This window comes from Aeromonas sp. ASNIH2, from assembly GCF_002934795.1.
Lineage (GTDB): Bacteria > Pseudomonadota > Gammaproteobacteria > Enterobacterales > Aeromonadaceae > Aeromonas > Aeromonas caviae.
This window is the reverse complement of sequence record NZ_CP026406.1, coordinates 2,066,676-2,092,500: the sequence shown is the minus strand read 5'-3', so window position 1 is coordinate 2,092,500 and position 25,825 is coordinate 2,066,676. Positions and strand designations below refer to the sequence as shown.

Annotated in this window: 25 protein-coding genes and 2 rRNA genes (1 of these 27 running past the window's edge); 16 read left to right on the top strand and 11 right to left on the bottom strand. The window is 62.3% G+C overall.

The window, feature by feature from the left end; all coding sequences use genetic code 11:
• Window positions 1-630 (top strand): 23S ribosomal RNA (locus tag C3F36_RS09765) (it extends 2,259 nt beyond the left edge of the window).
• Between the two features lie 121 nt (window positions 631-751).
• A 5S ribosomal RNA gene (gene rrf, locus C3F36_RS09760) occupies window positions 752-866 on the top strand.
• Window positions 867-967: 101 nt separating this feature from the next.
• On the opposite strand, the gene C3F36_RS09755 is transcribed toward rrf, so the two are convergent.
• The 3 genes from C3F36_RS09755 to ilvY all read right to left on the bottom strand — a co-directional run bounded on the left by C3F36_RS09755 (window position 968) and on the right by ilvY (window position 4,824).
• A complete protein-coding gene (locus C3F36_RS09755; protein ID WP_041212012.1) occupies window positions 968-3,541 on the bottom strand; it encodes a bifunctional acetate--CoA ligase family protein/GNAT family N-acetyltransferase in 2,574 nt (857 codons plus the stop codon).
• A 90-nt stretch (window positions 3,542-3,631) separates the two neighbouring features.
• On the bottom strand, window positions 3,632-3,823 hold the full coding sequence (locus tag C3F36_RS09750) for a hypothetical protein (RefSeq protein WP_010676124.1): 192 nt from the start codon (window positions 3,821-3,823) through the stop codon (window positions 3,632-3,634).
• A 107-nt stretch (window positions 3,824-3,930) separates the two neighbouring features.
• Window positions 3,931-4,824: an HTH-type transcriptional activator IlvY gene (gene ilvY, locus C3F36_RS09745; RefSeq protein ID WP_104454988.1), complete on the bottom strand. Its 894-nt coding sequence runs from the start codon at window positions 4,822-4,824 to the stop codon at window positions 3,931-3,933.
• A 193-nt stretch (window positions 4,825-5,017) separates the two neighbouring features.
• On the opposite strand from ilvY, the gene ilvC reads away from it, so the two are divergent.
• Window positions 5,018-6,499, top strand: coding sequence for a ketol-acid reductoisomerase (gene ilvC / locus C3F36_RS09740; RefSeq protein WP_104452096.1), 1,482 nt, complete (start codon window positions 5,018-5,020; stop codon window positions 6,497-6,499).
• A gap of 163 nt (window positions 6,500-6,662) precedes the next feature.
• On the opposite strand, the gene pgi is transcribed toward ilvC, so the two are convergent.
• Window positions 6,663-8,312 (bottom strand): glucose-6-phosphate isomerase, encoded by a 1,650-nt coding sequence (pgi, locus tag C3F36_RS09735; RefSeq protein ID WP_039040994.1) that lies wholly within the window; start codon window positions 8,310-8,312, stop codon window positions 6,663-6,665.
• 421 nt (window positions 8,313-8,733) lie between these two features.
• Between pgi and C3F36_RS09730 the strand changes: the two genes are divergently transcribed.
• Window positions 8,734-8,922 carry a hypothetical protein gene (locus tag C3F36_RS09730; RefSeq protein ID WP_029314882.1) on the top strand — a complete coding sequence of 63 codons (189 nt, stop codon included), beginning with the start codon at window positions 8,734-8,736 and terminating at the stop codon, window positions 8,920-8,922.
• 117 nt (window positions 8,923-9,039) lie between these two features.
• Here the strand turns inward: C3F36_RS09730 and C3F36_RS09725 are convergent, their stop codons facing one another.
• The 4 genes from C3F36_RS09725 to coaBC all read right to left on the bottom strand — a co-directional run bounded on the left by C3F36_RS09725 (window position 9,040) and on the right by coaBC (window position 12,454).
• Entirely contained in the window at window positions 9,040-9,876 is an 837-nt protein-coding gene (locus C3F36_RS09725; protein WP_039040993.1) for a mechanosensitive ion channel domain-containing protein, read from the bottom strand.
• Between the two features lie 173 nt (window positions 9,877-10,049).
• Entirely contained in the window at window positions 10,050-10,646 is a 597-nt protein-coding gene (slmA, locus tag C3F36_RS09720; RefSeq protein WP_010676117.1) for a nucleoid occlusion factor SlmA, read from the bottom strand.
• A 70-nt stretch (window positions 10,647-10,716) separates the two neighbouring features.
• Window positions 10,717-11,175: a dUTP diphosphatase gene (gene dut / locus C3F36_RS09715; RefSeq protein ID WP_010676116.1), complete on the bottom strand. Its 459-nt coding sequence runs from the start codon at window positions 11,173-11,175 to the stop codon at window positions 10,717-10,719.
• 76 nt (window positions 11,176-11,251) lie between these two features.
• A complete protein-coding gene (coaBC, locus tag C3F36_RS09710) occupies window positions 11,252-12,454 on the bottom strand; it encodes a bifunctional phosphopantothenoylcysteine decarboxylase/phosphopantothenate--cysteine ligase CoaBC (RefSeq protein ID WP_104454987.1) in 1,203 nt (400 codons plus the stop codon).
• Between the two features lie 148 nt (window positions 12,455-12,602).
• Between coaBC and radC the strand changes: the two genes are divergently transcribed.
• The 6 genes from radC to C3F36_RS09680 all read left to right on the top strand — a co-directional run bounded on the left by radC (window position 12,603) and on the right by C3F36_RS09680 (window position 16,251).
• Window positions 12,603-13,277, top strand: coding sequence for a RadC family protein (radC, locus tag C3F36_RS09705; protein ID WP_104454986.1), 675 nt, complete (start codon window positions 12,603-12,605; stop codon window positions 13,275-13,277).
• 136 nt (window positions 13,278-13,413) lie between these two features.
• Window positions 13,414-13,650 carry a 50S ribosomal protein L28 gene (gene rpmB, locus C3F36_RS09700; RefSeq protein ID WP_005307492.1) on the top strand — a complete coding sequence of 79 codons (237 nt, stop codon included), beginning with the start codon at window positions 13,414-13,416 and terminating at the stop codon, window positions 13,648-13,650.
• A gap of 11 nt (window positions 13,651-13,661) precedes the next feature.
• A complete protein-coding gene (gene rpmG, locus C3F36_RS09695; RefSeq protein WP_005323752.1) occupies window positions 13,662-13,829 on the top strand; it encodes a 50S ribosomal protein L33 in 168 nt (55 codons plus the stop codon).
• Window positions 13,830-13,919: 90 nt separating this feature from the next.
• Window positions 13,920-14,375 (top strand): hypothetical protein, encoded by a 456-nt coding sequence (locus C3F36_RS09690; RefSeq protein WP_104454985.1) that lies wholly within the window; start codon window positions 13,920-13,922, stop codon window positions 14,373-14,375.
• 14 nt (window positions 14,376-14,389) lie between these two features.
• Entirely contained in the window at window positions 14,390-15,202 is an 813-nt protein-coding gene (gene mutM, locus C3F36_RS09685) for a bifunctional DNA-formamidopyrimidine glycosylase/DNA-(apurinic or apyrimidinic site) lyase (RefSeq protein ID WP_049636089.1), read from the top strand.
• A gap of 176 nt (window positions 15,203-15,378) precedes the next feature.
• Entirely contained in the window at window positions 15,379-16,251 is an 873-nt protein-coding gene (locus tag C3F36_RS09680) for a VirK/YbjX family protein (RefSeq protein ID WP_104454984.1), read from the top strand.
• Window positions 16,252-16,325: 74 nt separating this feature from the next.
• Here C3F36_RS09680 and coaD read toward each other — a convergent pair whose 3' ends face one another.
• Entirely contained in the window at window positions 16,326-16,808 is a 483-nt protein-coding gene (gene coaD, locus C3F36_RS09675) for a pantetheine-phosphate adenylyltransferase (protein WP_043153322.1), read from the bottom strand.
• A 221-nt stretch (window positions 16,809-17,029) separates the two neighbouring features.
• Here coaD and C3F36_RS09670 point away from each other — a divergent pair, with 221 nt between their 5' ends.
• A complete protein-coding gene (locus tag C3F36_RS09670; RefSeq protein ID WP_041214218.1) occupies window positions 17,030-18,073 on the top strand; it encodes a glycosyltransferase family 9 protein in 1,044 nt (347 codons plus the stop codon).
• 341 nt (window positions 18,074-18,414) lie between these two features.
• Here the strand turns inward: C3F36_RS09670 and C3F36_RS09665 are convergent, their stop codons facing one another.
• A complete protein-coding gene (locus C3F36_RS09665; protein ID WP_010676108.1) occupies window positions 18,415-19,191 on the bottom strand; it encodes a glycosyltransferase family 2 protein in 777 nt (258 codons plus the stop codon).
• Between the two features lie 339 nt (window positions 19,192-19,530).
• Here C3F36_RS09665 and waaF point away from each other — a divergent pair, with 339 nt between their 5' ends.
• The 3 genes from waaF (at window position 19,531) to C3F36_RS09650 (ending at window position 22,888) form a co-directional block, all read left to right on the top strand.
• Window positions 19,531-20,628, top strand: coding sequence for a lipopolysaccharide heptosyltransferase II (gene waaF / locus C3F36_RS09660; RefSeq protein WP_104454983.1), 1,098 nt, complete (start codon window positions 19,531-19,533; stop codon window positions 20,626-20,628).
• A 1-nt stretch (window position 20,629) separates the two neighbouring features.
• Window positions 20,630-21,898, top strand: a complete 1,269-nt coding sequence (gene waaA, locus C3F36_RS09655; protein ID WP_104454982.1) for a lipid IV(A) 3-deoxy-D-manno-octulosonic acid transferase — start codon at window positions 20,630-20,632, stop codon at window positions 21,896-21,898.
• Between the two features lie 111 nt (window positions 21,899-22,009).
• Window positions 22,010-22,888, top strand: coding sequence for a DMT family transporter (locus tag C3F36_RS09650; protein ID WP_049636086.1), 879 nt, complete (start codon window positions 22,010-22,012; stop codon window positions 22,886-22,888).
• Window positions 22,889-23,071: 183 nt separating this feature from the next.
• Here C3F36_RS09650 and C3F36_RS09645 read toward each other — a convergent pair whose 3' ends face one another.
• Entirely contained in the window at window positions 23,072-23,935 is an 864-nt protein-coding gene (locus C3F36_RS09645; protein ID WP_010676104.1) for a YicC/YloC family endoribonuclease, read from the bottom strand.
• A gap of 146 nt (window positions 23,936-24,081) precedes the next feature.
• Between C3F36_RS09645 and rph the strand changes: the two genes are divergently transcribed.
• A complete protein-coding gene (gene rph, locus C3F36_RS09640) occupies window positions 24,082-24,798 on the top strand; it encodes a ribonuclease PH (RefSeq protein ID WP_041212002.1) in 717 nt (238 codons plus the stop codon).
• A gap of 341 nt (window positions 24,799-25,139) precedes the next feature.
• Window positions 25,140-25,793 (top strand): orotate phosphoribosyltransferase, encoded by a 654-nt coding sequence (gene pyrE / locus C3F36_RS09635; protein WP_104454981.1) that lies wholly within the window; start codon window positions 25,140-25,142, stop codon window positions 25,791-25,793.
• Window positions 25,794-25,825 lie beyond the last annotated feature (32 nt).

The window sequence follows — 25,825 nt, the reverse complement described above, 5'->3', positions numbered from 1 at the left end:
CGGAGGAGCACGAAGGTTGGCTAATCCTGGTCGGACATCAGGAGGTTAGTGCAATGGCATAAGCCAGCTTAACTGCGAGACGGACAGGTCGAGCAGGTACGAAAGTAGGTCATAGTGATCCGGTGGTTCTGAATGGAAGGGCCATCGCTCAACGGATAAAAGGTACTCCGGGGATAACAGGCTGATACCGCCCAAGAGTTCATATCGACGGCGGTGTTTGGCACCTCGATGTCGGCTCATCACATCCTGGGGCTGAAGTCGGTCCCAAGGGTATGGCTGTTCGCCATTTAAAGTGGTACGCGAGCTGGGTTCAGAACGTCGTGAGACAGTTCGGTCCCTATCTGCCGTGGGCGTTGGATGATTGAAGGGAGTTGCTCCTAGTACGAGAGGACCGGAGTGAACGAACCTCTGGTGTTCGGGTTGTCACGCCAGTGGCACTGCCCGGTAGCTAAGTTCGGAATCGATAACCGCTGAAAGCATCTAAGCGGGAAGCGAGCCCTGAGATGAGTCATCCCTGACCCCTTGAGGGTCCTAAAGGGCCGTTGGAGACCACAACGTTGATAGGTGGGGTGTGTAAGCGTAGCGATACGTTGAGCTAACCCATACTAATTACCCGTGAGGCTTAACCATACAACACCCAAGAAGTGTTTCTGGCCTTGTAGCGAATGAGTGAACTACTTACAAATTCAGTGATAATGACAAGCAACTAGCAAAGTCGTTATTCACGTCAGCTTTCTGGATTAAGATTTTGCCTGGCGGCAATAGCGCAGTGGAACCACCTGACCCCATGCCGAACTCAGAAGTGAAACGCTGTAGCGCCGATGGTAGTGTGGCATTCGCCATGCGAGAGTAGGACACTGCCAGGCACCCAATACAAGAAACCCCGCTCACTCGAGCGGGGTTTTTTATTGCCTGAAATTCACGTTATCCGTCCATATCTGGTTAATTTACCACCACGATTGTATCGTTATACAACCTGATCAGCACAGGGCAGCTCCATGTTGACTATCCCATCTTCCAGCTGAATATCGATCTTGAAACCGAGCCGTTTGGCCAGATTGATCATGCCGCGATTGCTGGGCATGGTCATGCCAGAGAGCTGGCCTATGCCACGCTCTCTGGCATAGCGCACGATCTTTTCCATCATCAACTTGCCGAGTCCGAGCCCTTTCAAGTCTGAGCGGACCAGGATGGCAAACTCCGCATCCGATTGATCCGGGCTGGCAATGGCTCGCACCACTCCCAGGATCTGCTGGCTGAAAGGGCCGTCCTGACCCACGGCGACGAAGGCCATTTCCCGGTCATAATCGATCTGGGTCATGCGGGCCAGCTCCTCATGCCCCAGCTCCCCCACATCGGCGAAAAAGCGTTTGTACCTGTCTTCATCAGACACCTGCCGCACGAACTGCTTGTGGGCGGGCTCGTCTTCGGGGCGGATGGGGCGCAGCAGCACATGACTCTGATCTTTCAGCCAGGCACCCTCTTCCAGCTCGGTGGGATAGGGGCGAATGGCCAGTGGCAGCACTTGTTGCCCTCGCTCTGCCAAGACGAGCCGGGCATCCAGGATCACCATCTCTTCGCCACAGGCCTGCAGCGGGTGCAGATCCAGTTCTTGTATCTCGGGGAAGGCCAGCAGCAGCTCGGAGAGCTGGCACAGCACCTGGCCGAGGGCGTCGATATCGAGCCGTACCGGACTGGCCTGCTCGCGGATCTTGCCATCCTTGAGGGCACCAATGATCTGGTAGCGAGCCAGTGCCTGGTTGAGGGGAGGAAGAGCCGCGACCATGTCGCGGGGCTCGGCGCCGGATTCCCCGAGCAGGATGACGGGGCCGAAGACCGGATCCTGCTGCAAGCGGATCCGTAGCTCCAGACCCCCGCTGCGGCGTGCCATGCGTTGTACCAGCAGCCCTTCTATGCGGGCGCCAGGATCATGCTGACGTACCCTGTCCAGAATGGCATCCGCCGCCTGGGCGACTTCCGCCGAGGTGCGCAGGTTCAGCATGACACCGTGTACATCGGATTTGTGGGCGATGTCGGGAGATCGCAGCTTCACCGCTACGGGGTAGCCAATCTGTTCTGCAGTCAGTGCGGCCTCGATGGCATCGGAAACGATCCAGGTCGCGAGGGTGGATAGCCCGGCTGCCTGCAAGATGGGATGGGCCAGGTGGGTGTCCAGCACCCGCTGCTGGCGGTCCAGCGCTTGCCCAAGGAGCTGCTGGCAGCGCTCGACATCGAGCCTGTCGCCCTGCAGGGAGGCCGGTGTTTCCATCAACTGTTTCTGGTTGCGGCGATATTCCACCATGTGCATGAAGGCCGTGACGGCGCTTTCCGGGGTGCGATAGGTCGGGATGCCCGCCTCGTTGAACAGGCGTCTCCCCTCTTGGGCGGAGTATTCGCCTGCCCAGTTGGTCAGTATGTTGAATCGTCTGGCCCTGGGATGCTGCTTGATGAAGTCGATCAGGTTGCTGGCGAGGGTGACACCTCGGGCGGTGAGGGACGGTGCATGGATCAGCAGGATGGCATCGGCACTGTCCCCTTGGAGCAGCGTCTCGAGTGCACTCTTGTAGGCCTCGATATCTGCATCGCTGCCGATGTCGAGGGGTGGCATCGCCAGCTTGCCTCCCCGAGACAGCAGTACGTCTGCGGCCATGTTGGCGAGACCGCGCCCGTTGGAGAGGATGGCGAGCCGCTCCCCCTTGAGGGTCAGGGAGTGGCTCAGGGTCTCGACAGTGGCAAACAGTTCGTGGGTATCCCGGACGCGCAGCATGCCAGCCCGGCGGATGGCGGCATCATAGACATTGTCGAGACCGTTGGCCGGGTCGTGCCGACCGCTCTTGAGGATCAGGATGGGTTTGTTGCGCGAGGCGGCACGGGCGGCGGAGAGAAAGTGCCTGGCATCGTGCAGCTTGTCCATGTAGATCAGGATGGCGCGGGTCGTCCCGTCCCGGGAGAGCTGATCCAGCAGTTGGCCAAAGTCGATGTCGCAATGATCGCCCAGGGAGATGAAGGCCGAGAAGCCGATTTCGCGCTGCTTGGCCCAATCCAGGATGGTGGTGCTGACCGCTGCCGACTGGGAGAGAAACGCCACCTGTCCCGGAGTCGCTGCAATGGGGGAAAAGCTGGCGTTGATACCCTGCCCGGGGAGCAGCATGCCCATGCTGTTGGGGCCGAGCAGCCGGATGCCGTATTGCTGGCACAGATGCTTGAGCCGCAGGCGCTCGTCAGTGGAGAACTGGGCGGCCAGTATGATGGCGGCTCCGGTTCCTTTCTTGCCGAGCTCCTCGATGAGCGGCAGTACCCGTTCGCGCCGGGTACAGACGATGGCGAGATCGGGGGAGAGGGGAAGGCTCTCTATGTCCGGATAGGCGAGCACGCCAGCGACGGCCTGGCTGCGGGGGGCCACGGGTAGTATGGGGCCCTGGAACTGACCCGCCAGCAGGTGCCGGATGACCACATGGCCTGCCTTCTGCGGATCACAGGAGGCGCCGATGACGGCGATCGAGTGAGGTTTGAAGAGCCGATCCAGGCCGCTTTGTTTCATGGGCACTCCTCGTGGTGGCCCCCGGGGCGAGGGGGACGGATGGTGCCAGTCTAATACGCTTTGCGTGCGGGTTCTGTGACCGATTGCGGATCACGATCTGGCTAGTGCGCTGGCGCGCAGATAAAAGCGCAGCTCCCCCTGAATGCATTGAACCGTGGCGAGGTGCCTGTCCTGGAGATAGATCTCCTGCTCCCGATCGAGTTCATGGCGCTGGACCCCGAGGCTTTGCAGATATTCTGCGAACAGGATGGCACTGCGGATTTCGACAAGATGCTGGCTCACGCTCTATTCCTTGATGGTGGCTGGATGGTGCCGGCCAGTGTCCCCTCTTCTCCCCCACTTTCATACTGATACATTTGACACTCACTGTGGCTCTGACGCCTGCCGGATCAGCGAAGGCCTCCCTGGCCGCGTGCAGTGTCCCAGAAGGCGCGGATCAGCGGCTCTTCCAGCCGCTTCTTGAGCACGGCGATGCCGACGTCGAACGCCTTGAGCGCCGGTTTGGGCTCGACCACACGCACCTTGTCCCCCATGGGGCTGTGATCGATGACGGCGGCAGGCACGACACCCACACCGAAGCCGAGGGCCACCATGGCGACGATGCCCTCGTTGCCCGCCACTTCTGCATAGATGTTGGGAGCTATCCCCTTGTTGCGAAACCATTGATCACAGCGCTTTCGGGCCAGCCCCTGTTCGGAGAGGATCAGCGGCAGGCGCTCCCAGTCAGGTTCGCCCTCGGGGAACCACTGACCCTGCTGGGGGGCATTGCGGGGGGCGATGAACACCAGAGGGACTTGTTGCAGGCTGGCGAATTCCAGCTTGGACGAGAGCGCATCCGGCCTCGCTGCGATGGCGAGATCGGCTTCGTCAGCCAGGATCTTGTCCACTGCCAGTGCAGGGTCGCCGGTCTCCAGCTTGATCTCCAGCTGGGGATAACGGCGACGAAAGCGTTCCAGTACCTCGGGCAGCAGAAAGTAGCTGGCGGTGACCGAGCAGAACACCCGCAGCCGCCCTTGCAGCGGCTCGTCGCTGCGCTTGAGCTCCTGTTTGAGTTGGCGCCACTCCTGCAGCAAGGCACCGCCAAACTCCCGCAGCTTGTCACCAGCAGGGGTGAGCCGCACCGAGCGGTTGTCCCGCTCGAACAGCACGCAGCCGGTCTCCTGTTCCAGTCGCTGGATGGCGCGGCTCAGGGTGGAGGGGCTGACCGCCATGGCATCGGCGCTTTTGCCGAAGTGGAGGGAGTCGGCGAGGTGGAGAAACAGTTCGAGATTGCGAAGGTCCATCTTTTTATTCCTGCGGCGTTGTCAGGCGCCCTGTAGCACGATGGCTCGGCGGCGGGAGATTGCGGGAAATCACATTTCAATTCCTGCAACGTACTGTTTCGAATATATCAGTTCAGGCAATAAGTGTCCCGCGCTATAGTGGTTTCGACAACGCCGCTATCCGGCATGGAATCAATCGAACGGAGCAATCACCATGGCTAACTATTTCAACACCTTGAACCTGCGTCAGCAGTTGGCCCAGCTGGGCAAGTGTCGTTTCATGCAGCGCGAAGAGTTCGCGGACGGCTGCAACGTGCTGAAAGGCAAGAAGGTGGTGATTGTGGGCTGTGGCGCCCAGGGCCTGAACCAGGGTCTGAACATGCGCGACTCCGGGCTGGACATCTCCTACGCCCTGCGCAAGGCCGCCATCACCGAGAAGCGCGCCTCCTGGCAGAAGGCCACCGACAACGGCTTCGTGGTCGGCACCTATGAAGATCTGATCCCGACCGCCGATCTGGTGCTGAACCTGACTCCGGACAAGCAGCACTCCGACGTCGTCAAAACCGTGATGCCGCTGATGAAGCAGGGCGCCGCTCTGGGCTACTCCCACGGCTTCAACGTGGTGGAAGAGGGTCAGCAGATCCGTGCCGACATCACCGTAGTGATGGTTGCACCCAAATGCCCGGGCACCGAAGTGCGTGAAGAGTACAAGCGTGGTTTCGGCGTACCAACCCTGATCGCCGTCCACCCGGAGAACGATCCCCAGGGTGAGGGCATGGCCATTGCCAAGGCGTGGGCCTCTGCTACCGGTGGCGACCGTGCCGGCGTGCTGGAATCTTCCTTCGTCGCGGAAGTGAAATCCGATCTGATGGGCGAGCAGACCATTCTGTGCGGCATGCTGCAGGCCGGTTCCCTGCTCTGCTACGACAAGCTGGTTGCCGAGGGCACTGACCCGGCCTATGCCGGCAAGCTGATCCAGTTCGGCTGGGAGACCATCACCGAGGCCCTGAAGCAGGGCGGCATCAGCCTGATGATGGACCGTCTCTCCAACCCGGCCAAGCTGCGTGCCTTCGAGCTCTCCGAGCAACTGCGCACCCTGATGCGTCCGCTGTTCGAGAAGCACATGGATGACATCATCGCCGGCGAGTTCTCCCGCGGCATGATGGCTGACTGGGCCGAAGACGATGCCAAGCTGTTCGGCTGGCGCGAAGAGACTGGCAAGTCCGCCTTCGAGAATGCCCCTGCCTATGCTGGCAAGATCGCCGAGCAGGAGTACTTCGATAATGGCGTGGTCATGGTGGCCATGGTCAAGGCGGGTGTCGAGCTGGCGTTCGAAACCATGGTGGCCTCCGGCATCTATGAAGAGTCCGCCTACTACGAGTCTCTGCACGAGCTGCCGCTGATCGCCAACACCGTCGCCCGCAAGCGTCTGTACGAAATGAACGTGGTCATCTCCGATACCGCGGAGTACGGCAACTACCTGTTCGCCAACGCCGCCGTGCCGCTGCTGCGCGAGCACTTCATGCCGACCCTGCAAGCAGGGGACCTGGGCAGTGCCCGTGCCGAGAGCAAGGCGGTGGACAACCTGGCCTTGCTGGCTGCCAACGAAGCGACCCGCAACCACCCGATCGAGAAGATCGGCCAGACCCTGCGTGGTTACATGAAGGACATGAAGCGTATTGCCGTCGGCGGTTAAGCCTTCGCTGAGCGGCATCGGAAGGGGCGGGGATGACGATCCCCGTTACTGGCTGGCTTAGACACCTGGCCTGTCGTCCGGATGATGCAAACAGACAGATTGAAGCCTATAAAAAAGCCCCGCTCATCGAGCGGGGCTTTTGCATTCTGGAGGGCGGGAGCAATCAGGCCTTCCAGGCTTTCCAGGTGTTGATCAGGCCGTTGGTGGAGCCGTCGTGGCTGGTGACGGCTTCATCGGTGCCCAGCTCCGGCAGGATCTTGTTGGCCAGCTGTTTGCCCAGCTCCACACCCCACTGGTCGAAGGAGAAGATGTTCCAGATTGCGCCCTGTACGAAGATCTTGTGCTCGTACATGGCGATCAGGGAGCCGAGGGTTTTCGGAGTCAGCTGCTTGAACAGGATGGAGTTGGTCGGGCGGTTGCCTTCGAACACCTTGAACGGCACCAGATCCTTGACCTGCTCCAGGGTCTTGCCGGCGGCCAGGAACTCGGCCTCCACCGCTTCCTTGCTCTTGCCGAAGGCCAGGGCCTCGGTCTGGGCGAAGAAGTTGGCCAGGAGCTTCGGATGGTGGTCACCGATGGGGTTATGGCTGATGGCCGGCGCCAGGAAGTCGCAGGGGATCAGCTTGGTGCCCTGATGGATCAACTGGTAGAAGGCGTGTTGGCCGTTGGTACCCGGCTCACCCCAGATGATGGGGCCGGTCTGGTAGTCCACCGGATTGCCGTCGCGGTCCACGTACTTGCCGTTGGACTCCATGTTGCCTTGCTGGAAGTAGGCAGGGAAGCGATGCATGTACTGATCGTACGGCAGGATAGCTTCGGACTCGGCACCATGGAAGTTGTTGTACCACAGGCCGATCAGGGCCAGCAGTACGGGCACGTTCTGTTCATAGGCGGCAGTGGCGAAGTGCATGTCCATCTCGAAGGCGCCTTGCAGCAGGGCCTCGAAGTGCTCGAAGCCGAGGGAGAGGGCGATGGGCATGCCGATGGCGGACCAGGAGGAGTAGCGGCCGCCGACCCAGTCCCAGAACTCGAACATGTTGTCGGTGTCGATGCCGAACTCGGCCACGGCCTTGCCGTTGGTCGAGAGGGCGGCGAAGTGCTTGGCAACGTGGGCCTTGTCACCGGCATGACCGAGGAACCAGTCGCGGGCGGTCAGGGCGTTGGTCATGGTCTCCTGGGTGGTGAAGGTCTTTGAGGCGACCAGGAACAGGGTGGTTTCCGGATCGATCTTCTTGAGCGTCTCGGCGATGTGGGTGCCGTCGACGTTGGAGACGAAGTGCATCTCCAGGTGATTCTTGTAGGGGCGCAGGGCCTCGGTGATCATGACGGGGCCCAGATCGGAGCCACCAATGCCGATGTTGACCACGTGCTGGATGGCCTTGCCGGTATAGCCCTTCCACTCGCCACCGATGACCTTCTCGCAGAAGCCCTTCATCTTGGCCAGTACGGCGTTCACTTCCGGCATCACGTCCTTGCCGTCAACCTCGATGGGACGGTCGGAGCGGTTGCGCAGGGCGGTGTGCAGTACGGCGCGCCCTTCGGTCATGTTGATCTTGTCGCCGTTGAACATGGCGTCGATGGCGCTGCGCAGATCGGTCTCGCCAGCCAGGTTCACCAGCAGCTTGAGGGTCTCTTCGGTGATCAGGTTCTTGGAGTAGTCGACCAGGATGTCGCCACCGAAGGTGAGGGAGAACTTGTCAAAACGCTTGGGATCCTGTGCGAACAGATCCTTGAGACGCATCTCCTTGTTGGCTGCAAAATGGGCTTCCAGTGCCTGCCAGGCCTGGGTCCGGGTTGGATTGATATTTTTCATAGGATTATCAGTCTTCCAAGTTGTGTTTGAACCTTGCAGGCAAGGCTCCCGCCAAACCTTATTATGCGAGCATTATACCGGGCACTCCGTGCGCCCCGTGTAACAGAGCATTACCAATTGTCTGCAACGAGGGAGTGTACAACCAAAACAGTGCGATTATGAGTCACCCAGTACCCCGGGATCTTGCGTTTGCGCATGCTTGTTCGGGTTGAAAAGGCTTTCATTTCAAGGGGAGCGCGGCCGTGGCTCTGGAAAGCTGGCGTGACAGATCAAAGGGTATTCAACAGACGCTCATCGGACGGTTTTTTGAGCAGGCGCAAATGGTGGACAACTGACGCTGGCTACCATATGAGCCGAATGGACGAGATCTCCCAGGGATGGCCAAGGTATGGAATCAATGGTGTGGAATGAGGAGATCGAGATGAAAGCCCTGTTATCCCTGTTTGCCCTGAGCCTGATCGCCACCGGCCTCATCGGTTTGCTGACCCTGACGCTGGCCAATGCGGCGCCGACGCTGGAGATCCGCGTGTTGGCGGTGATCGGAGCCGTGCTGGGGGGCTATGTGCTGATGCAGCCCCTGCTCAACCGGGTCGCACGTCGGCTGGGGTGAGAACGCAGTGCTATCTGGTGCGCAAGACCGGCCTGTGGCCGGTTTTTTTCATGTCACAGCAAGGCAGAAACGACAGTGCCAGCCCGAAGGCTGGCACTGGAGAACGCACACCGAGGATCAATCCGCCGTCTTTTGCATGTGGACCACACGCTGGGGGAAGGGGATCTCGATGCCCTCGGCGTCGAAGGTGAGCTTCACCTTCTCGTGGAAGTCGAACCAGACACCCCAGTAATCACCGGTCTTGACCCAGGGACGCACCACGATGTTGACTGAGGAGTCGGCCAGCGCGGCAACGGCAATGGTGGCTGCCGGCTCCTTCAGGATGCGGGGCTCTTCGCTCACCAGCCGCTCCAGGATCTGTTTGGCCTTGCGCAGGTCGGAGCCGTAGCCGATGCCGAAGGTCATGTCGACGCGGCGGGTATCCATGCGCGAGTAGTTGACGATGGTGCCGTTGAGGATGGCGGAGTTCGGCACTACCACCATCTTGTTGTCACCCGAGGTGAGGGTGGTGGTGAAGAGCTGGACCGATTGCACAACGCCATTGGTACCTGCCACCTCGATAAATTCCCCTGCCTTGATGGGGCGGAAGATGATGAGCAGGAAACCGGCGGCAAAGTTGGAGAGAGAGCCCTGCAGCGCCAGACCGATGGCCAGACCGGCGGCACCGATAATGGCGACGAAGGAGGCGGTCTGCACCCCGACCCGGCCCAGGGCGGCGATCACCACGAACACCAGGATGGTGTATTTGAGGATGCTGCCGACGAAGTGGGTGACGGTGGTGTCCAGCTTGCGGGTCTGCATCACCTTGACCACGCCACCGCTGAGAAGGTTGGCTGCAATGTAACCGACCAGCAGGGTGATCAGGGCGGCGGCGATGTTGACCGCATACTCGATGATCAGTCCCTGGTTGTTGGTCAGCCAGGTCTGTGCTTCGGTAATGATCTCGGGTTCCATAGGATGTCCTGTTGGTGTGAAGATTTATGGCAGATGAATCTAACACTTGAGCGCGACAAGCTGGGTCGCATCTGGTGCTTGTCTCTTCTTTTGTGCCACAAAAAGCAAGGGAGGCCAAGGCCTCCCGCTTTGTCACAACCCTGCTGGCGCAGGAGCGCATCGAATGTACGCACTCAGCTTTGCAGCAGCTGGCTGCGGATAAACTGCCACTGATCTTCAAAGCCGGCAGTGGGCTTGATTTTGAACTCCGAGCGGACGAACTGGCTGATGCGGCCCTCGGTATAGGCCAGCAGCAGGTTGGCCAGCATGGTCTCGTCGAGCTGGAAGCCCTGGCCTTCCCGCAGCCGTTTCTCGCGCAGTACCTGCTTGATCTGGGTCTCCAGCTTGTCGAACAGGATGCTGATGCGATCCCGCAGCCGATCGTGTTCGCCCAGCAGGGCATCGCCATTGAGAATGCGGGTGATGCCGGGGTTGCGCTCGGCGAATACCAGCAGCAGCTGCAGTATGTGATGGCAGCGGGCCATGGTGTCCTTCTCTTCGGCCATGATCAGGTTGACCCGTGACAGCAGGGAATCCTCGATAAAGTCGATCAGCCCTTCGAACATCCTCGCCTTGCTGGGAAAATGCCGGTAGAGGGCCGCCTCGGACACGCCCACCTCGGCCGCGAGGCGTGCCGTGGTGATGCGCTGGCCCGGGCTGGTTTCCAGCATGTGGGCGAGTGCCTGCAGGATCTGATCGCGCCGACTCTGTTTCTGGTTACTGCTTGCCATGGATTCCCCTAAAAAAACAATGGCTTGATTCTATTATTTGGCACGTGCCCCAGGGGGTCGTGTGGTCTTGTTATTGGCGACCAGAAGAACCAAACCCGCCTTCACCCCGTTCACTCTGATTGAATTCGTCGACCAACTGGAAGCTGGCCTGTACCACCGGCAGGATCACCAGCTGGGCGATGCGCTCGCCAGGCTGCATGGTGAAGCTGTCGTTGCCACGGTTCCAGACCGAGACCATCAACTGACCCTGGTAGTCGGAGTCGATGAGGCCGACCAGGTTGCCCAGCACGATGCCGTGCTTATGGCCGAGGCCGGAGCGGGGCAGGATGGTGGCGCACAGACCCGGATCCTGGATGTGAATGGCCAGCCCGGTCGGCACCAGAGTGGTGTCGCCCGGGGCCAGGGTCAGCGGGGCATCCAGCAGGGCGCGCAAGTCCATGCCAGCGGAGCCCGGTGTGGCGTAGGCGGGCAGCGGGAAGTCGGTGCCGATGCGGGCATCCAGGATTTTCAGTTCAATTTGTGTCGTCATGAATCTTTTTCAATTGGATCGCCTGGCGATCGGGTGGTACTGCAGGAGCCTGGGGCTCCCGGCATGTTCAATGGGCTCAGGGTCGATAATGGCGTGCAATCAGGGCGACAAGATGACGGGCGAGCGTCAGCTTATCGGCCAGGGGCAGGGCGGCTTGACCCCCTTGCCAGAAGACGGTCAGGGCGTTGTCATCGGCATTGAAGCCCTGGCCTGCACGGGACACATCGTTGGCGGCGATCATGTCCAGCCGCTTACGTCGAAGTTTGTCGAGGGCGTATTGTTCCACATCCACGGTTTCGGCGGCAAATCCGACGGTGAATGGTTTGTCTGACAACGCCCCCACATCGGCGATGATGTCGGGGTTTTTGACCAGGGTCAGCTGCATCTGGTCGTTGTCGCCGGTCTTCTTGATCTTTTGCTCGGCCACCTGGGCGGGACGGTAGTCGGCGACGGCAGCGCAGCCGATAAAGAGGTCGCACTCACCGACCTGGCTCATCACCGCTTCGTGCATCTGCAGGGCACTCTCCACATCGATGCGGGTAACGCCGACCGGGGTGGCCAGTGCCACCGGGCCGCTCACCAGGGTCACCTCCGCGCCCGCTTCGCGCGCGGCGCGGGCGATGGCGTAGCCCATCTTGCCGGAGCTGTGGTTGCTGATATAGCGCACCGGATCCAGCGCCTCGCGGGTCGGCCCGGCAGTGAGCAGCAGCCTGACGCCTGCCAGGAGTGGCTCGGCGGCGAGCTGCTGGCAGCAGCGTTCCACCAGTTCCAGGGGATCCAGCATCCGGCCCGGGCCCACATCGCCGCAGGCCTGGCTGCCGGAATCCGGCCCCCACAGCTGAATGCCGCGCTCGGCGAGGGTCTGGAGGTTGGCCTGGGTGGCGGCGTTGCGGTACATCTGCTGGTTCATGGCTGGCGCCAGGGCGACAGTCGCCGGGGTGGCCAGGCAGAGGGTGGTGAGCAGCTCGTCCGCCATGCCGGCGGCCATGCGGGCCATCAGATTGGCGCTGGCGGGGGCGATCAGCACCAGATCGGCCCACTTGGCCAGCTCGATGTGGCCCATGCCCGCCTCGGCAGCCGGGTCCAGCAGACTGTCGGCCACCGGGTGGCCTGAGACGGCTTGCAGGGTCAGCGGGGTGATGAACTCCTTGGCGGAGCGGGTCATCACCACTCGCACCTCGGCCCCCTGATCTTTCAGGCGACGTACCAGTTCGGCACTCTTGTAGGCGGCGATCCCGCCACTGACACCCAACAGGATGCGTTTATCGGCCAATCTCATCTGCTGCTTCTCTTCCGGCTCACTCTGACTGGTCGGCTAAGATAGCACAGGCAATGGGTGGCGACAGAGGCTGACATGGGGGAGTTGTGGTCGGGCTCGCGGGATTCTTTGCTATGTTTTCTCTCAATAGCCATGTAGGGAGAGACAAATGAGCATCAAGGAGTGGCCGGAAGAGGAGCGCCCGAGGGAAAAGCTGCTGCGCCGAGGGGCGACGGCGCTCTCCGATGCCGAACTGCTGGCCATCTTCCTGCGCACCGGGGTCAGTGGGTTGAGTGCGGTGGATCTCTCTCGCCAGTTGTTGCAGCAGTTTGGTTCCCTGCGGGCACTGCTGGGAGCCGAGCAGCAGGATTTTTGTGGCGCTCACGGGCTGGGACCTGCCAAGTATGCCCAGTTGCAGGCGGTACTGGAGATGGGGCGGCGCCATCTGGTCGAACAGTTGCAACGGGGAGAGGCGCTCACCTCGCCCGGGCTTACCCGTGACTTTCTGCAAGCCCAGTTGCGGGATCGGGGGCGGGAGGTGTTCGCCCTGCTGCTGCTCGACAACCAGCACAGGGTCATCCGGTTTGTCGAACTTTTTTACGGCACCCTCGACTCGGCGAGCGTCTGGCCCAGAGAAATCGTGCAGATCGCGCTCAAACATAATGCAGCCGCCGTGATTCTGGCGCATAATCACCCGTCCGGCGTGGCCGAGCCCAGTCGGGCGGACCGCCAGATCACGGATCGGATCCTGGCCGCCCTGGCCCTGGTCGATATCAGAGTGCTTGATCACCTGGTGATCGGTGATGGCATCACGGTTTCTTTCGCAGAGCGTGGTTGGTTGTGACTGGGCTCTGGCACTGTATTAGTTGATCTTTGATCACGGATGCTGTATAAAATGCCGCCTTCTGTTTGCCCCGCAATCGAAGGCCAGCGGGGCAGATATTTGCTCGAGCAATGAAGTAAGATTTGGAGAGACTGACATGTCTAGAGTATGCCAAGTAACCGGCAAGCGCCCGGCAGTTGGTAACAACCGTTCGCACGCTAACAACGCTACCAAGCGTCGTTTCCTGCCGAACCTGCACACTCACCGTTTCTGGGTTGAGAGTGAAAAACGCTTCGTGAGCCTGCGCGTATCCGCAAAAGGCATGCGTATCATCGACAAGCGCGGCGTTGAAGTGGTTCTGGCTGAACTGCGTGCCAGCGGCGTTAAGGTATAAGGAATTAGATCATGGCTAAAGGTATTCGCGATAAGATTCGCCTGAACTCCAGCGCCGGTACTGGTCACTTCTATACCACTACCAAGAACAAGCGCACCATGCCCGAAAAAATGGAGATCAAGAAATTTGATCCCGTGATTCGTCAGCATGTGATCTACAAAGAAGGCAAAATCAAGTAATTACTTGGTTTCGCTGCAAAAACCCGGCCTCGTGCCGGGTTTTTTTATGGCTGGAATTCAGTACACTGCCGATTCGAAGGGAGGCTAGCCATGTTCAAACTGAGCCGCAAAGGCTGGAACAACGTGATCATCGTGGTCGTGTTGATCGTCATTACCCTGTTGCACCGGCTGGAGCAGGCCCAGCAGGAGAACAGTGCCAAACGCGCGCGTCCGCTGTTGCCGGAGAGTGCCGTGGTGCTGACCTGGCAGGGGCCGAGCTGGCAGATAGAGCGTATCGGCCAGGGCTGGCGCAGCGCGCCGGATCTGGGGCTTGGCAGCACCCAGCTGGCGGCCCGCATCGAGGCGTGGCAAGGCTGGCTGCTGCCCCCCGGCGAGCCCGTGCGCGGCACCCCGGTGACCCTCAAGGTCTGGATCGCCGGACAGAGCGATCCGGTGGAAGTCGGGCTCTATCAGGACGACGGCAAGTTTGCCGCCCTGCTGCCCTCCTCGACCTGGCTCAGCTTGAGTCAGGCGCAATACCGTGACCTGATGCGTCCCATTCCCTGAACGAGAGATCGCCCATGCCTGAATTACCGGAAGTCGAAGTCAGCCGCCAGGGCATCTCCCCCTGGCTTACCGGCATCAAGGTGACCCGCGTGGTGGTGCGGGACGGCCGCCTGCGCTGGCCCGTGCCCGGCGAGATCCAGGAGCTGGTGGATCTCGTCATCCACCGCGTCAGCCGCCGCGCCAAATACCTGTTGCTGGAGACCGACTTCGGCACCGCCATCCTGCATCTCGGGATGTCCGGCAGCCTGCGGGTGCTGGACATCGGCACCCCGGCCGAGAAGCACGATCACGTGGATATCGAGCTGGCCAACGGCAAGCTGCTGCGGCTCAACGATCCGCGCCGTTTTGGCGCCCTGCTGTGGACCCGCGAACCGGCCGAGGCCCATGCCCTGCTCGCCAAGCTGGGGCCGGAACCCCTCACCGATGCCTTCCATGCCGATTACCTGCGGGAGCGGGCGAAGGGGCGCAGCACCGCCATCAAGCAGTTCCTGATGGACAACCATGTGGTGGTCGGGGTGGGCAACATCTACGCCAACGAGGCGCTCTATGCCGCCGGCATTCATCCCAGGCGGGCGGCGGGCAACATCAGCGCCGAGCGGCTGGGCACCCTGGTGAGCGAGATCAAGCGGGTGCTGGCCGAAGCCATTCACCAGGGGGGCACCACCCTCAAGGATTTCACCAGCGCCGACGGCAAGCCGGGCTATTTCGTCCAGCAGCTGCAGGTTTACGGTCGTGGCGGCCAGCCCTGTTTCCACTGCCACACCCTGCTCACCGAGGTGAAGATGGGCCAGCGAACCACGGTGTTCTGCTCCCACTGCCAACGCTGAAAGTGGGATTTTTGAGCCGGAACCGGCCAAGTTGTAAGAGAGTATTTCCAGTCTGTTGAAGCGGCGTCAGCCCATGACTACTATCTCGCCAGTTCAGGCTGCGAGGTAATAAAATGACAGCTAAATCAATAGACTGGGAACATTTATCCCGGCAGGGGCACTATTGTGCCCACGATATGGCCCGCTTCCTCTATCCCGAAGACAGCGCCCGCAAGACCTTCAATCGCGGCAAGTTTTTGCTGCGCAGTCTGCTCTACCGTGCGCAGTTGAACCGGGTGTTCGAGCTGTTCCAGAGCGCCCCCCTGCGGGCGCTTCCCGCCCGCCACCCCGAGCTGCTCGACAAGCCGATGCGCCCCTATCGCTTCGCCTGCTCGACGGTGAACCAGCGGGTCAAGATGGTGGAGGATCACTACCGCCTGCTGCTGGGCCTGTACCCCGAGCTCATCGACCCGCTCTATCTGGGGGAGGGGATAGTGCTGGGCCATTATCCCGATGGCGGCTGGCGCATCGTGCTGCGTCACGACGGCACCTTCCGCCGGGAGGCGGAGCTGGCGCTCTCCATCGTCAACGCGCGGGGGGAGCGACTCTACAGCTGTGCCTTCTCCCTGGCGGGCAACGAACAGGAGTTGGCCCTGGTGATCGGGTCGGTGCAGGGGCCAGAGCCCTGTGTCGAGCAGCCCCAGGAGCAGGTGCGGGCATTGACCCGGGCGGGTCAGGGTCTGAGACCCAAGTCGCTGGTGGTGATGCTGGTGATGGCGCTGGCCGGGGCCATGGGCGCCCACCGGGTCTGTGCGGTGCGCATGGAGGCCCACATCTTCCAGGCAAGACGGTACAGCAAGAAGAAGAAAGCCTGCCTGCAGGCGGACTACGACGAGCTGTGGCAGGAGTTTGGCGCCCTCGATCAGGACGCCAACTTCGTGCGGCTGCAACCCGTTGTGCGCAAGCCGCTGGAGGAGATCGCCTCCAAGAAGCGGGCCATGTACCGGCGCCGTTACGAGTGGCTCGATCAGCTGGAGCTGGCGATCCGCCAGCAGTTTGCCCACAGCTAGGCGTGCAGTGCGTTGATGCAACCAGGGCTACCCGCGGGTAGCCCTTGTTCGTTTCTGCCCATCAGGGGAGGGGATTAGCGCTGCTGCTTGGCGGCAATGGCCTGAGCCACCAGGGGGTCGACGAATTGGTGGATGTCACCTCCGTGCAGCGCCACCTCCTTCACCAGGGTGGAGGAGATGAAGGAGTTCTCCTCCGCCGGGGTGAGGAAGACGCTCTCCAGGGTGGGCATCAGGCGACGGTTCATGTTGGCGAGCTGGAACTCGTATTCGAAGTCGGAGACGGCGCGCAGGCCGCGGATCAGCACGTTGGCCTGCTGCTCCCTGGCAAAATCCACCAGCAGGCCGGAGAAGCCCACCACCTTGACGTTGGGCAGGTGAGCCGTCACCTGCCTGGCCAGCTGAACGCGCTCCTCGAGATCGAACAGCGGCCGTTTGCTCGGGCTGTTGGCCACTCCGACCACCACCTCGTCGAACAGTCTGGCGGCGCGGCCAATGAGATCGGTATGGCCGTTGGTGATGGGATCGAAGGTGCCGGGATAGATTACCTTGTTGGTCATGCTGCTGATTCCTGAAACCGGAAAACTGGTCGCATTATAGGGGCTGTTGCCGGTTTGTCGCGACCGGGATGGCGCGGATTTCTGGCGCTGATCGGCGGCCGGGGTCGCACAAATCAAGGCCCCGTGGCGTCTTCGCTTGAGAATCGCCCTGCATCAGGCAAGAATACCCGCATCGCGCATCAAGCCTCCTTCGCTGGTGACAGGGAGCATAGGGATTTTTTATGAAACGTATTCTGGTAGTCCGCAATGACAAGATTGGTGACTTCATGCTGGCGTGGCCGAGCTTTGCCATGCTCAAGCGCTCCATGGAGTGTCATGTGACTGCCCTGGTTCCCGCCTACACGGCGCCCTTGGCCCGCCTCTGCCCCTGGATCGACGAGATCATCCTGGATCCGGGCGCCCGGGCCGACAAGGAGCAGCAACGCGCCCTGCTGGCGCGCATCAAGGCGGCCGCCTTCGATGCCTCCATCTGCCTCTTCTCCAACACCCGCAATGCCAAGCTGGTGTGGAAGGCGCACATTCCCTACCGGCTGGCCCCCGCCACCAAGCTGGCCCAGGTACTCTACAACCAGCGCCTGGTGCAGCGCCGCTCCCGCTCCCAGAAGCCGGAGTACGAATACAACCTGGATCTGGTGCGCCGCTTCCTCGCCGATCAGCATCAGACCGTGGTGGAGCCACAGGGCCCCTACCTCGACTTCGACCCCGAGAGCCTGCTGCAGGTGCGCGAGCAGGTCGCCGCCCGTCTCAGGCTCGACGCCAGCCGCCCCTGGCTGATGGTGCATGCGGGCAGCGGTGGCTCGGCCAACAACCTCTCCATCGAGCAGTACTCGCGCCTCATCATCAAGCTCAACCAGGCCTGCCCCGAGTTGCAGTGCGTGTTGACGGCAGGGCCGGGGGAGGAGGGGAAGGCGGAGCAGTTGGCGGCCGAATTGCTGGCCCATGGGGGCAACGGCTGGATCTATCGCTCCGACGAGGGGTTGCCGAAGTTCTGCCAGGTGATGGCCAACGCTGCCCTGTTCGTGGCGGGCAGCACTGGGCCCCTGCACATCGCCGCGGCCATGGACGTGCCGACCGTCGGTTTCTTCCCGGCACACCGTTCGGCGACGCCGCTGCGCTGGCGGCCGCTCAATGGCGAGGGGCGCCATCTGCCCTTCAGCCCGCCGGAAGACAGCGACCACCCGGAGGACATGAGCCAGCTCGATCCCAAGGCCATGGCGGCAGAGATCGCCCGCTGGGCGCCGCCCTTCTGGCGCGCCGAGCGCTGAGAGCGCACACAGAACATACAGACAGGGCCCCGCGGGGCCCTGTCTTGTATGGGGATGAGCCCTGCTGGTAGACCGGCCTACCGGGCGTGGTCCCCGACAGCCCCCTTGACGGGCCTGCCCGGGCCCCGGGCAGGGAAAATCTGTCGGTATAAGCCGGAGTCGGGTCATGTTACCAATATCCATGCATTCGGCTTATAGCGGCCAGTTTTCGTCCGTGGCGCCCGGGTTTGCGCCGTGAGCGGCCCCGCGAGGGCTGCGCCCGCTCCATGGCAATAGGGTTTGCCCCTTGTCCCGCTGGAACAAGGGGTGAGTGATTAATGGGATGTTTGAGGCGCGATGCCCTATTTCGGCTGCTGGGGCTGCTGGCGAACCCAGAGATCGGCGTATTTGACGAAGGTGGAGTGGGCGGAGAGGATGGCCAGCAGCAGGCCCTGCTTGCCGTCGAGGAAACCGGCCTTGAGCAGGTACATCTTGAGGAAGCAGCCGACGGCGTGGACCAGCCCCTGGCCGAGGGATCCCTTCTTGCCGCGGGCGGTGCGCTGATCGGCCCATGCGCGGGCGTAGCCGGCGGATTTGACCAGGTAGTGTTCCAGATCCCGGTAGGTGTAGTGGAGGAGGTCGCCCTGCAGGTTGACGATCTTCATGTTGGCGCGCACCTCCACCTTCTCGTGTACCAGCGCCTCGTTGTAGCCGGTCAGCGCCTTGGGGTAGAGGCGCAGCACCCGATCCGGGTACCAGCCGCTGTGGCGGATGAAGCGGCCGAACACCCAGGAGAGGCGCGGGATGGAGTAGATGGTGTCGCTGGCCGGGTTGGCCATGACACCCTGGATGGCTTCCCTGAGTTCCGGGGTGAGCCGCTCGTCCGCGTCCAGCCACAGCACCCACTCCGACTGGACATGGGACTGGGCGAGGCGGCGCTGACGGCCGAAACCGGGCCAGGTGGTGTTGACGAAGAAGCGGGCGCCAAATTCGGCGGCGATGGCCGGGGTGTCATCCTGACTGCCGGAGTCGAGAATGACGATTTCATCCGCCAGGCCTTCGAGGGAGGCGAGGCAGGCGCGGAGGTTGTCGGCTTCGTTCTTGACGATCAGGACGGCCGCCAGGGTCGGTTTTTTCACAGGCAAGGGACTCTTATTGGTGCCCGGCGGGCGGGTCATGCTCGGATTGGCGCCCATTCTAGCCTAAAACCCCGCGCGGGGCATGACCCGAGGGCCCGGTGTGCCCGCTTTTGAATGCGGGGGAAGGGGGATCTCTGCTACCCGGCAGTCGGTGGCCCAGGGCACGCCGTGTCCGGGTGGAAGAGGGCCTCAGGAGGGATGCGCGGGGGAGCAGATCCTGCCAGGTAGGCGTTTTGCGGGAGCAGACGGGTATCTTCTGTTATTTCTTCGGCCTTTCTTGGGGCATAATCTCGCCCAGTAACGATCAACAGCCGGGCCAGTCCCGAGAGAAGACGCGCGATGAAGATATTGGTGATCGGCCCCTCCTGGGTCGGCGACATGGTGATGTCCCAGAGCCTCTACAAGGCGCTCAAGAGCAACCACCCGGGCAGCGAGCTCCATGTGATGGCGCCGGCCTGGTGCGTTGCGCTGCTGGAGCGCATGCCCGAGGTGGACAAGGCCATCCCCATGCCGCTTGGCCACGGTGACTTCAAGCTGGGGGCACGCCGCCGCCTTGGCAAGCAGCTGGCCGCCGAGCAGTACGATCAGGCCATCATCCAGCCCAACTCCATGAAGTCGGCCCTCATCCCCTGGTTTGCCAGGATCCCGGTGCGCACCGGCTGGAAGGGGGAGCACCGCTTCGGTCTGCTCAACGACATGCGCAGCAACAAGCAGGCCTTTCCGCTGATGGTGGAAGGCTATGTGGCTCTGGCCTACCCCAAGGGACAGATGAAGAGTCGGGACGACATTCCCGCTATTCCCCATCCCTCCCTGCACGTGGATCTCATCAACCAGGGCAAGGCGCTGGAGCGGCTCGGCCTGAATCGTGCCCGCCCTGTGCTGGTGCTCTGTCCGGGGGCCGAGTTCGGCCCGGCCAAACGTTGGCCGGAAGGGCACTACGCCGTGGTGGCGCAAAAGCACCTCGACGAGGGATGGCAGGTGTGGATCTTCGGTTCGGGCAAGGACGTGGACGTGGCCAACACCATCCGCGATCGGATCAACCCCCTGTCGCGCCCCAACTGCCACGTGCTGGCGGGCAAGACCAGCCTGCACGAGGCGATCGACCTGATGGCGCTGGCCGGTCGGGTCATTGCCAACGACTCGGGCCTGATGCACGTGGCGGCCGCCCTCAACCGGCCGCTGATCGGCGTCTATGGCTCCACCTCGCCCCTCTATACCCCACCGCTGGCGGACAGGGTCGAGATCGTCCACACCGACATCGAGTGCCGCCCCTGCTTCAAGCGCACCTGCAAGTTCGGCCACCTCAAGTGCCTGATCGAGCTGATGCCGGAACAGGTCATCGAGGCGGGAAATCGGCTGGAGCGTGGTGAAACGGCAGATCTGACCATAGTGCGGCATCCGGCGGAATCCTCTGCTGCTGAACCAGGTAATAGCTAGCATGATCTACCGGTTGCTCTACAACCTGCTGATCCACCTGGGGTTGCCCCTGGCGCTGCTGGCGCTCTACAAGCCCAAAAAAGGCAAGCCCGGCTTCGGGGCGCGCTGGGCCGAGCATCTGGGACGATTGCCGCCGACCGGACAGGAGGCTCCCCTCTGGATCCATGCGGTGAGCGTGGGGGAGACCCTGGCCATCACCCCCTTCATTCGCGCCCTCAAGGCCGAGCGCCCCGAGCTGCCCATCCTGCTCACCACCACCACCCGCACCGGCGCCGAACAGGCGGCCAAGCTCGGGGAGCTGGTGGTGCACCGCTATGCGCCTCTCGACTATCCCTGGGCCGTCTCGGCGTTTCTGAGCACCGTCAAGCCCCGCGCCCTCTGGGTGATGGAGACCGAACTGTGGCCGAACTGGCTGGCGGCCTGCGAGGCACGGCACCTGCCAGTGACCATCCTCAATGCCCGCCTCTCGGAGCGATCCTGTCAGCGCTATGGTCGTTTCCAGGGGGCCTTCGATGCCCTGAGCCGCCCGCTGACCCACCTGCTGTGCCAGCATCAGGACGATGCGGATCGCTTCCATCGGCTGGGCATAGCGCGTAACCGGCTAGCGGTGACCGGATCCATCAAGTTCGACATCCAGTTTGGCGACGAGGTGCAGGCCAGGGGCCGTGCCCTGCGCCAGCAACTGGGGGAGGCACGACCTGTCTGGATCGCCGCCAGTACCCACCAGGGGGAAGACGAGCAGGTGCTGGCCGCCTTCGATCGGGTGCTCAAGGCCCATCCCTCCGCCCTGCTGATCCTGGTGCCGCGCCATCCCGAGCGTTTCGATCGGGTGGCAGAGCTGTGCTCCCCCTACGGTTGCGTGCGGCGCACGGCGGGCAGTGCGGTCGGCGAGAGCGACAAGATCTACCTGGGTGACACCATGGGCGAGCTGCCGCTGATGCTGGCGGCGGCGGATCTCGCCTTTGTCGGTGGCAGCCTGGTGCCCGTGGGCGGTCACAACCTGCTGGAACCGGCGGCGCTGGGCAAACCCTGCCTGACTGGCCCCGTCTATTTCAACTTCAGCGACATCACCCGCCAGCTGGTGGCCCAGAGGGGCGCCGCCGTGGTGGCGGATGCAGAGGCGCTCGGCGACAAGGTGAACGCCTTGCTCGCCGATGTGGGCGCCCGCCGCGAGATGGGGGAACACGCCCGGGCCGTGGTGCTGCGCAATCAGGGGGCGCTGGCGCGCACCCTCTCCCATTGCCTCGCCAGCCTGGAAAGTGACGACTGAGGCGGGGTGGCGTGGTGGCCGCCCCGCCAGCATGTCTGCCAAACCCCGGGAGACAATCCGCGCCTCTTTCCTTTATGCTCTGCCCTTTGCCCCTGACCCTGTGATGCTCCGATGAACCGCGCTCCCCTGCTGTTGATGATACTGGTCACCCTGCTGGCCGCCGCTGGCTGGCTCTTCTCGAAAGAGGCGATTCGTGAACTGCCCACCGCCGCCTTTATCGGCAGCCGCTTCCTGCTGGCCGCCCTGCTGCTGTTGCCGCTCGCCTGGTTGCGCGAGCCGCCCCCCAGTGGCTCACAACTGCTGCGCGCCGCCGGGTGCGGCACTTTGCTCGGGGCCAGCCTGCTGTTTTGGGTTACCGCCATCAGCCAGAGCGATGCGCTCGGCAGTGGCGCCTTCATCATGAGCGTGGCCACCCTGATGGCGCCGCTCGCCGCCTGGGCCGCCTTCAAGGCCAGACCCGGCCGTCACTACTGGCTGACTCTGCCCGTGGCCGTCGCGGGTCTGCTGCTGCTCTCCAGCAGCACCCACTGGGGCGTGTCGCTCTCCCTGTTCTGGTTTCTGGCGGCGGCCGCCACTCTGGGGGTCCAGCTCGCGGTGCACCGCCACTTCGCCCAGTCCATCCCTCCTACCTGGCTCACCTGCATCCAGTTGGCGGTGACCGGACTGCTCGGCACCCTGCTCTCCCTGCTGACCGAGCAGTGGCCCGCCAGCATCGGCACTGGTATCTGGGGCTGGTTTGCGGCCAGCGTCCTGATCGCCACCACATTGCGTTACTGGCTGCTCACCCACGCCCTGAGCCGGATGACCACGGCCCACGCCGCCCTGCTGATGCTGCTCGAACCGGTCTGGACCCTGATCTTAAGCACCCTCTTCTATGACGAACCCCTGGGCCCCGCCAAGCTGGCCGGCGCCGGCCTGGTGCTGGGCGCTCTGGTGCTCTACCAGCTCCCCCTGCTGCTGCGCAGCCGAAGGCTGAAGTCACCGGTCTAGCCTGCGCGGGTGGGGGATGCATAGAAAAGAAGGAGAGGGTCTGCATGGCAGACCCTCTTTGCGTGATGGTACATGTCGGACTCCCTTTGCTAGGGGTTGCCATCAGTCAAGCGGCTGAGCGCTGCGGGAAACGAGCATAAAAAAGCCCCCGGGTGGCGGGGGCTGGTGCATCGATGAGGGAGATCACTCGATGTTTTGGATCTGCTCGCGCATCTGCTCGATGAGGACCTTCAGCTCGACGGCGGACTGGGTCACCTCGGCGTTGATCGACTTGGAGCCGAGGGTGTTCGACTCGCGGTTGAACTCCTGCATCATGAAGTCGAGGCGACGGCCACAGGCGCCACCCTTCTTCATGATCTTGTTGGTTTCGCTGATGTGCATCTCCAGGCGATCCAGCTCTTCGGCCACGTCGATCTTCTGGGCCAGCAGCACGATCTCCTGCTCGATGCGGGCAGGATCCAGCTCCACCTTGGCTTCGGCCAGCCGGTCGGTGAGCTTCTGGCGCTGCCACTCGATGATCTGCGGCAGGTGCTCGCGCACCTTCTTCACTTCTACCTGGATGCCGGCCAGACGCTGTTCGATCAGCGCCTTGAGGTTGGCCCCTTCGCTGGCGCGTGAGGCGAGGAAGTCTTCCATGGTCAGGTCGAAGCCGGCCATCAGCTCGGTGGCGACCACGTCCATGTCCTGCTCGGCGGCAGCCATGACCCCCGGCCAGCGCAGCACGTCCACCGGATTGAGCTGACCCTGGCCCGCCTCTTTCATCACCCAGTTGGCGCTCTCGATGATGAGTTTGGCCAGTTCTTCATTGATGTGCAGCTGGCTGGCGGCGGCCTGGGCGGCCTCGAAGCGCAGGTTGCACTCCACCTTGCCGCGCTGCAGCTTGGCGCGGAAGCGCTCACGCAGAACCGGCTCCAGGCTGCGCAGTTGTTCCGGCAGGCGAATGTAGGTCTCCAGATAGCGCTGGTTGACCGAACGAATTTCCCAAACGGCTGTGCCCCAGTCGCCCTTGAGTTCCTTGCGGGCGTAGGCGGTCATGCTGTGAATCATTGATTGTTCCGGGCTTGATGAAGTGTGCGGCCAGTATACTCAGCCAGGCCTGCTCCGTCAGCCGACGAGGTGGTTTTAGCGGCTGATATTTGAGTAGCGATCGCTTATACTCCTGCGCCAATTCAGCCAGCCCAGAGGTCAGTCCCATGTCCCGTCCCAGCGATCGCAGCGCCGCCCAGGTGCGTCCGGTAACCATCACCCGCCACTTCACCAAGCATGCTGAAGGGTCCGTGCTGGTGGAATTCGGCCACACCCGCGTGCTCTGCACCGCCAGCGTCGACACCAGCGTGCCGCGCTTCCTCAAAGGCAAGGGGCAGGGGTGGGTCACTGCCGAGTACGGCATGCTGCCGCGCTCCACCCACTCCCGGATGAACCGCGAAGCGGCCTCCGGCAAGCAGAGCGGCCGCACCCTGGAGATCTCCCGTCTGATCGCCCGCTCCCTGCGCGCGGCGGTAGACTTGAGTGCCCTGGGCGAGCACACCATTACCGTTGACTGCGACGTGTTGCAAGCCGACGGCGGTACCCGTACCGCCGCCATCACCGGTGCCTGCGTGGCGCTGGTGGATGCGCTGAACTGGATGGTGGAGAAGGGGCTGATCAAACAGAGCCCGCTCAAGCAGATGATCGCAGCCGTCTCCGTCGGCATGTTCGAAGGGGAGGCAATCTGCGATCTGGAGTACATCGAGGACTCCGCCGCCGAGACCGACATGAACGTGGTGATGACCGAAGATGGTCGCATCATCGAGGTGCAGGGCACCGCGGAGGCCGAACCCTTCACCCACGAGGAGCTGCTGGCCATGCTGGCCCTCGCCAAGGGCGGTATTGCCGACATCATTGCGCTGCAGAAGCAGTCGCTTTCCTGATACCAGGACCTGTTGATGTTTCGGCACAAGTCGCGTTGCAGTGTCAAAGGATGCCAGGCTAGGCGCAGGATGCCGCCAATGGTTATTCCCTTGGCAAGTCCTGCAACAACGCATGGCATCCTTTGCCACGCAACCCGTAGGGACGGGTCTGTTTTTGTGCATAACGTCGTTATTCGATGCCTCGTTTGGATTACCAAACTTCGCATCTCATGCCTAGTTCTGCGCAAAAACCGACTCCGTCGCGGCTGTGACGAAGCGTCAACAGATCCTGCAAACGCGGCACTGTCCGCGTTTTTTTATACCCCCACACAAGTAAACGACAAGCCAAGCAAGGAGCCAGAATGAAAGCCTACCAGCGTCAATTTATCGAGTTCGCCCTGGAGAAGCAGGTCCTCAAATTCGGTGAATTTACCCTGAAATCCGGTCGTAAAAGCCCCTACTTCTTCAACGCCGGCCTGTTCAACAGCGGCCGCGATCTGGCCCGTCTCGGCCGCTTCTATGCCGCCGCCCTGATGGATGCCGGCATTGAGTTCGACGTGCTGTTTGGCCCGGCCTACAAGGGGATCCCCATCGCCTCCGCCACCGCGGTGCAGCTGGTGGAGCAGCACGACGTGGACGTGCCCTGGTGCTTCAACCGCAAGGAGGCCAAGGATCACGGCGAGGGTGGCAATCTGGTGGGCAGCCCGCTCAAGGGGCGCATCATGCTGGTGGACGATGTCATCACTGCCGGCACCGCCATACGCGAATCCATGGATCTGATCCAGGCCAACGGTGCCTCCCTGGCTGGCGTGCTGATCGCGCTGGATCGTCAGGAGAAGGGCAAGGGCGAGCTCTCCGCCATTCAGGAAGTGGAGCGTGACTACGGCGCTCACATCACCGCCATCATCCAGATGAGCGACTTGATCCAGTATCTGGAAGAGAAGCAGGCCGAACAGCCGGAGCTGGCGGCGCAACTGGCCGCCATGAAGGCTTACCGAGCCCAGTACGGTATCTGAGTCGCCGCGTATACCGCGCAATAGTTGAAGGC

Excerpts from the sequence above, each read along its gene's own strand:
- coaBC (WP_104454987.1), bottom strand. The coding sequence starts at position 12,454 with ATGAGATTGGCCGATAAACGCATCCTGTTGGGTGTCAGTGGCGGGATC.
- C3F36_RS09650 (WP_049636086.1), top strand. The coding sequence starts at position 22,010 with ATGAACCGCGCTCCCCTGCTGTTGATGATACTGGTCACCCTGCTGGCC.
- pyrE (WP_104454981.1), top strand. The coding sequence starts at position 25,140 with ATGAAAGCCTACCAGCGTCAATTTATCGAGTTCGCCCTGGAGAAGCAG.
- pgi (WP_039040994.1), bottom strand. The coding sequence starts at position 8,312 with ATGAAAAATATCAATCCAACCCGGACCCAGGCCTGGCAGGCACTGGAA.
- radC (WP_104454986.1), top strand. The coding sequence starts at position 12,603 with ATGAGCATCAAGGAGTGGCCGGAAGAGGAGCGCCCGAGGGAAAAGCTG.
- C3F36_RS09670 (WP_041214218.1), top strand. The coding sequence starts at position 17,030 with ATGAAACGTATTCTGGTAGTCCGCAATGACAAGATTGGTGACTTCATG.
- C3F36_RS09645 (WP_010676104.1), bottom strand. The coding sequence starts at position 23,935 with ATGATTCACAGCATGACCGCCTACGCCCGCAAGGAACTCAAGGGCGAC.
- ilvY (WP_104454988.1), bottom strand. The coding sequence starts at position 4,824 with ATGGACCTTCGCAATCTCGAACTGTTTCTCCACCTCGCCGACTCCCTC.
- C3F36_RS09755 (WP_041212012.1), bottom strand. The coding sequence starts at position 3,541 with ATGAAACAAAGCGGCCTGGATCGGCTCTTCAAACCTCACTCGATCGCC.
- rph (WP_041212002.1), top strand. The coding sequence starts at position 24,082 with ATGTCCCGTCCCAGCGATCGCAGCGCCGCCCAGGTGCGTCCGGTAACC.
- rpmG (WP_005323752.1), top strand. The coding sequence starts at position 13,662 with ATGGCTAAAGGTATTCGCGATAAGATTCGCCTGAACTCCAGCGCCGGT.
- slmA (WP_010676117.1), bottom strand. The coding sequence starts at position 10,646 with ATGGCAAGCAGTAACCAGAAACAGAGTCGGCGCGATCAGATCCTGCAG.
- waaF (WP_104454983.1), top strand. The coding sequence starts at position 19,531 with ATGAAGATATTGGTGATCGGCCCCTCCTGGGTCGGCGACATGGTGATG.
- waaA (WP_104454982.1), top strand. The coding sequence starts at position 20,630 with ATGATCTACCGGTTGCTCTACAACCTGCTGATCCACCTGGGGTTGCCC.
- ilvC (WP_104452096.1), top strand. The coding sequence starts at position 5,018 with ATGGCTAACTATTTCAACACCTTGAACCTGCGTCAGCAGTTGGCCCAG.
- coaD (WP_043153322.1), bottom strand. The coding sequence starts at position 16,808 with ATGACCAACAAGGTAATCTATCCCGGCACCTTCGATCCCATCACCAAC.
- C3F36_RS09725 (WP_039040993.1), bottom strand. The coding sequence starts at position 9,876 with ATGGAACCCGAGATCATTACCGAAGCACAGACCTGGCTGACCAACAAC.
- mutM (WP_049636089.1), top strand. The coding sequence starts at position 14,390 with ATGCCTGAATTACCGGAAGTCGAAGTCAGCCGCCAGGGCATCTCCCCC.
- C3F36_RS09730 (WP_029314882.1), top strand. The coding sequence starts at position 8,734 with ATGAAAGCCCTGTTATCCCTGTTTGCCCTGAGCCTGATCGCCACCGGC.
- rpmB (WP_005307492.1), top strand. The coding sequence starts at position 13,414 with ATGTCTAGAGTATGCCAAGTAACCGGCAAGCGCCCGGCAGTTGGTAAC.
- C3F36_RS09680 (WP_104454984.1), top strand. The coding sequence starts at position 15,379 with ATGGCCCGCTTCCTCTATCCCGAAGACAGCGCCCGCAAGACCTTCAAT.
- C3F36_RS09690 (WP_104454985.1), top strand. The coding sequence starts at position 13,920 with ATGTTCAAACTGAGCCGCAAAGGCTGGAACAACGTGATCATCGTGGTC.
- dut (WP_010676116.1), bottom strand. The coding sequence starts at position 11,175 with ATGACGACACAAATTGAACTGAAAATCCTGGATGCCCGCATCGGCACC.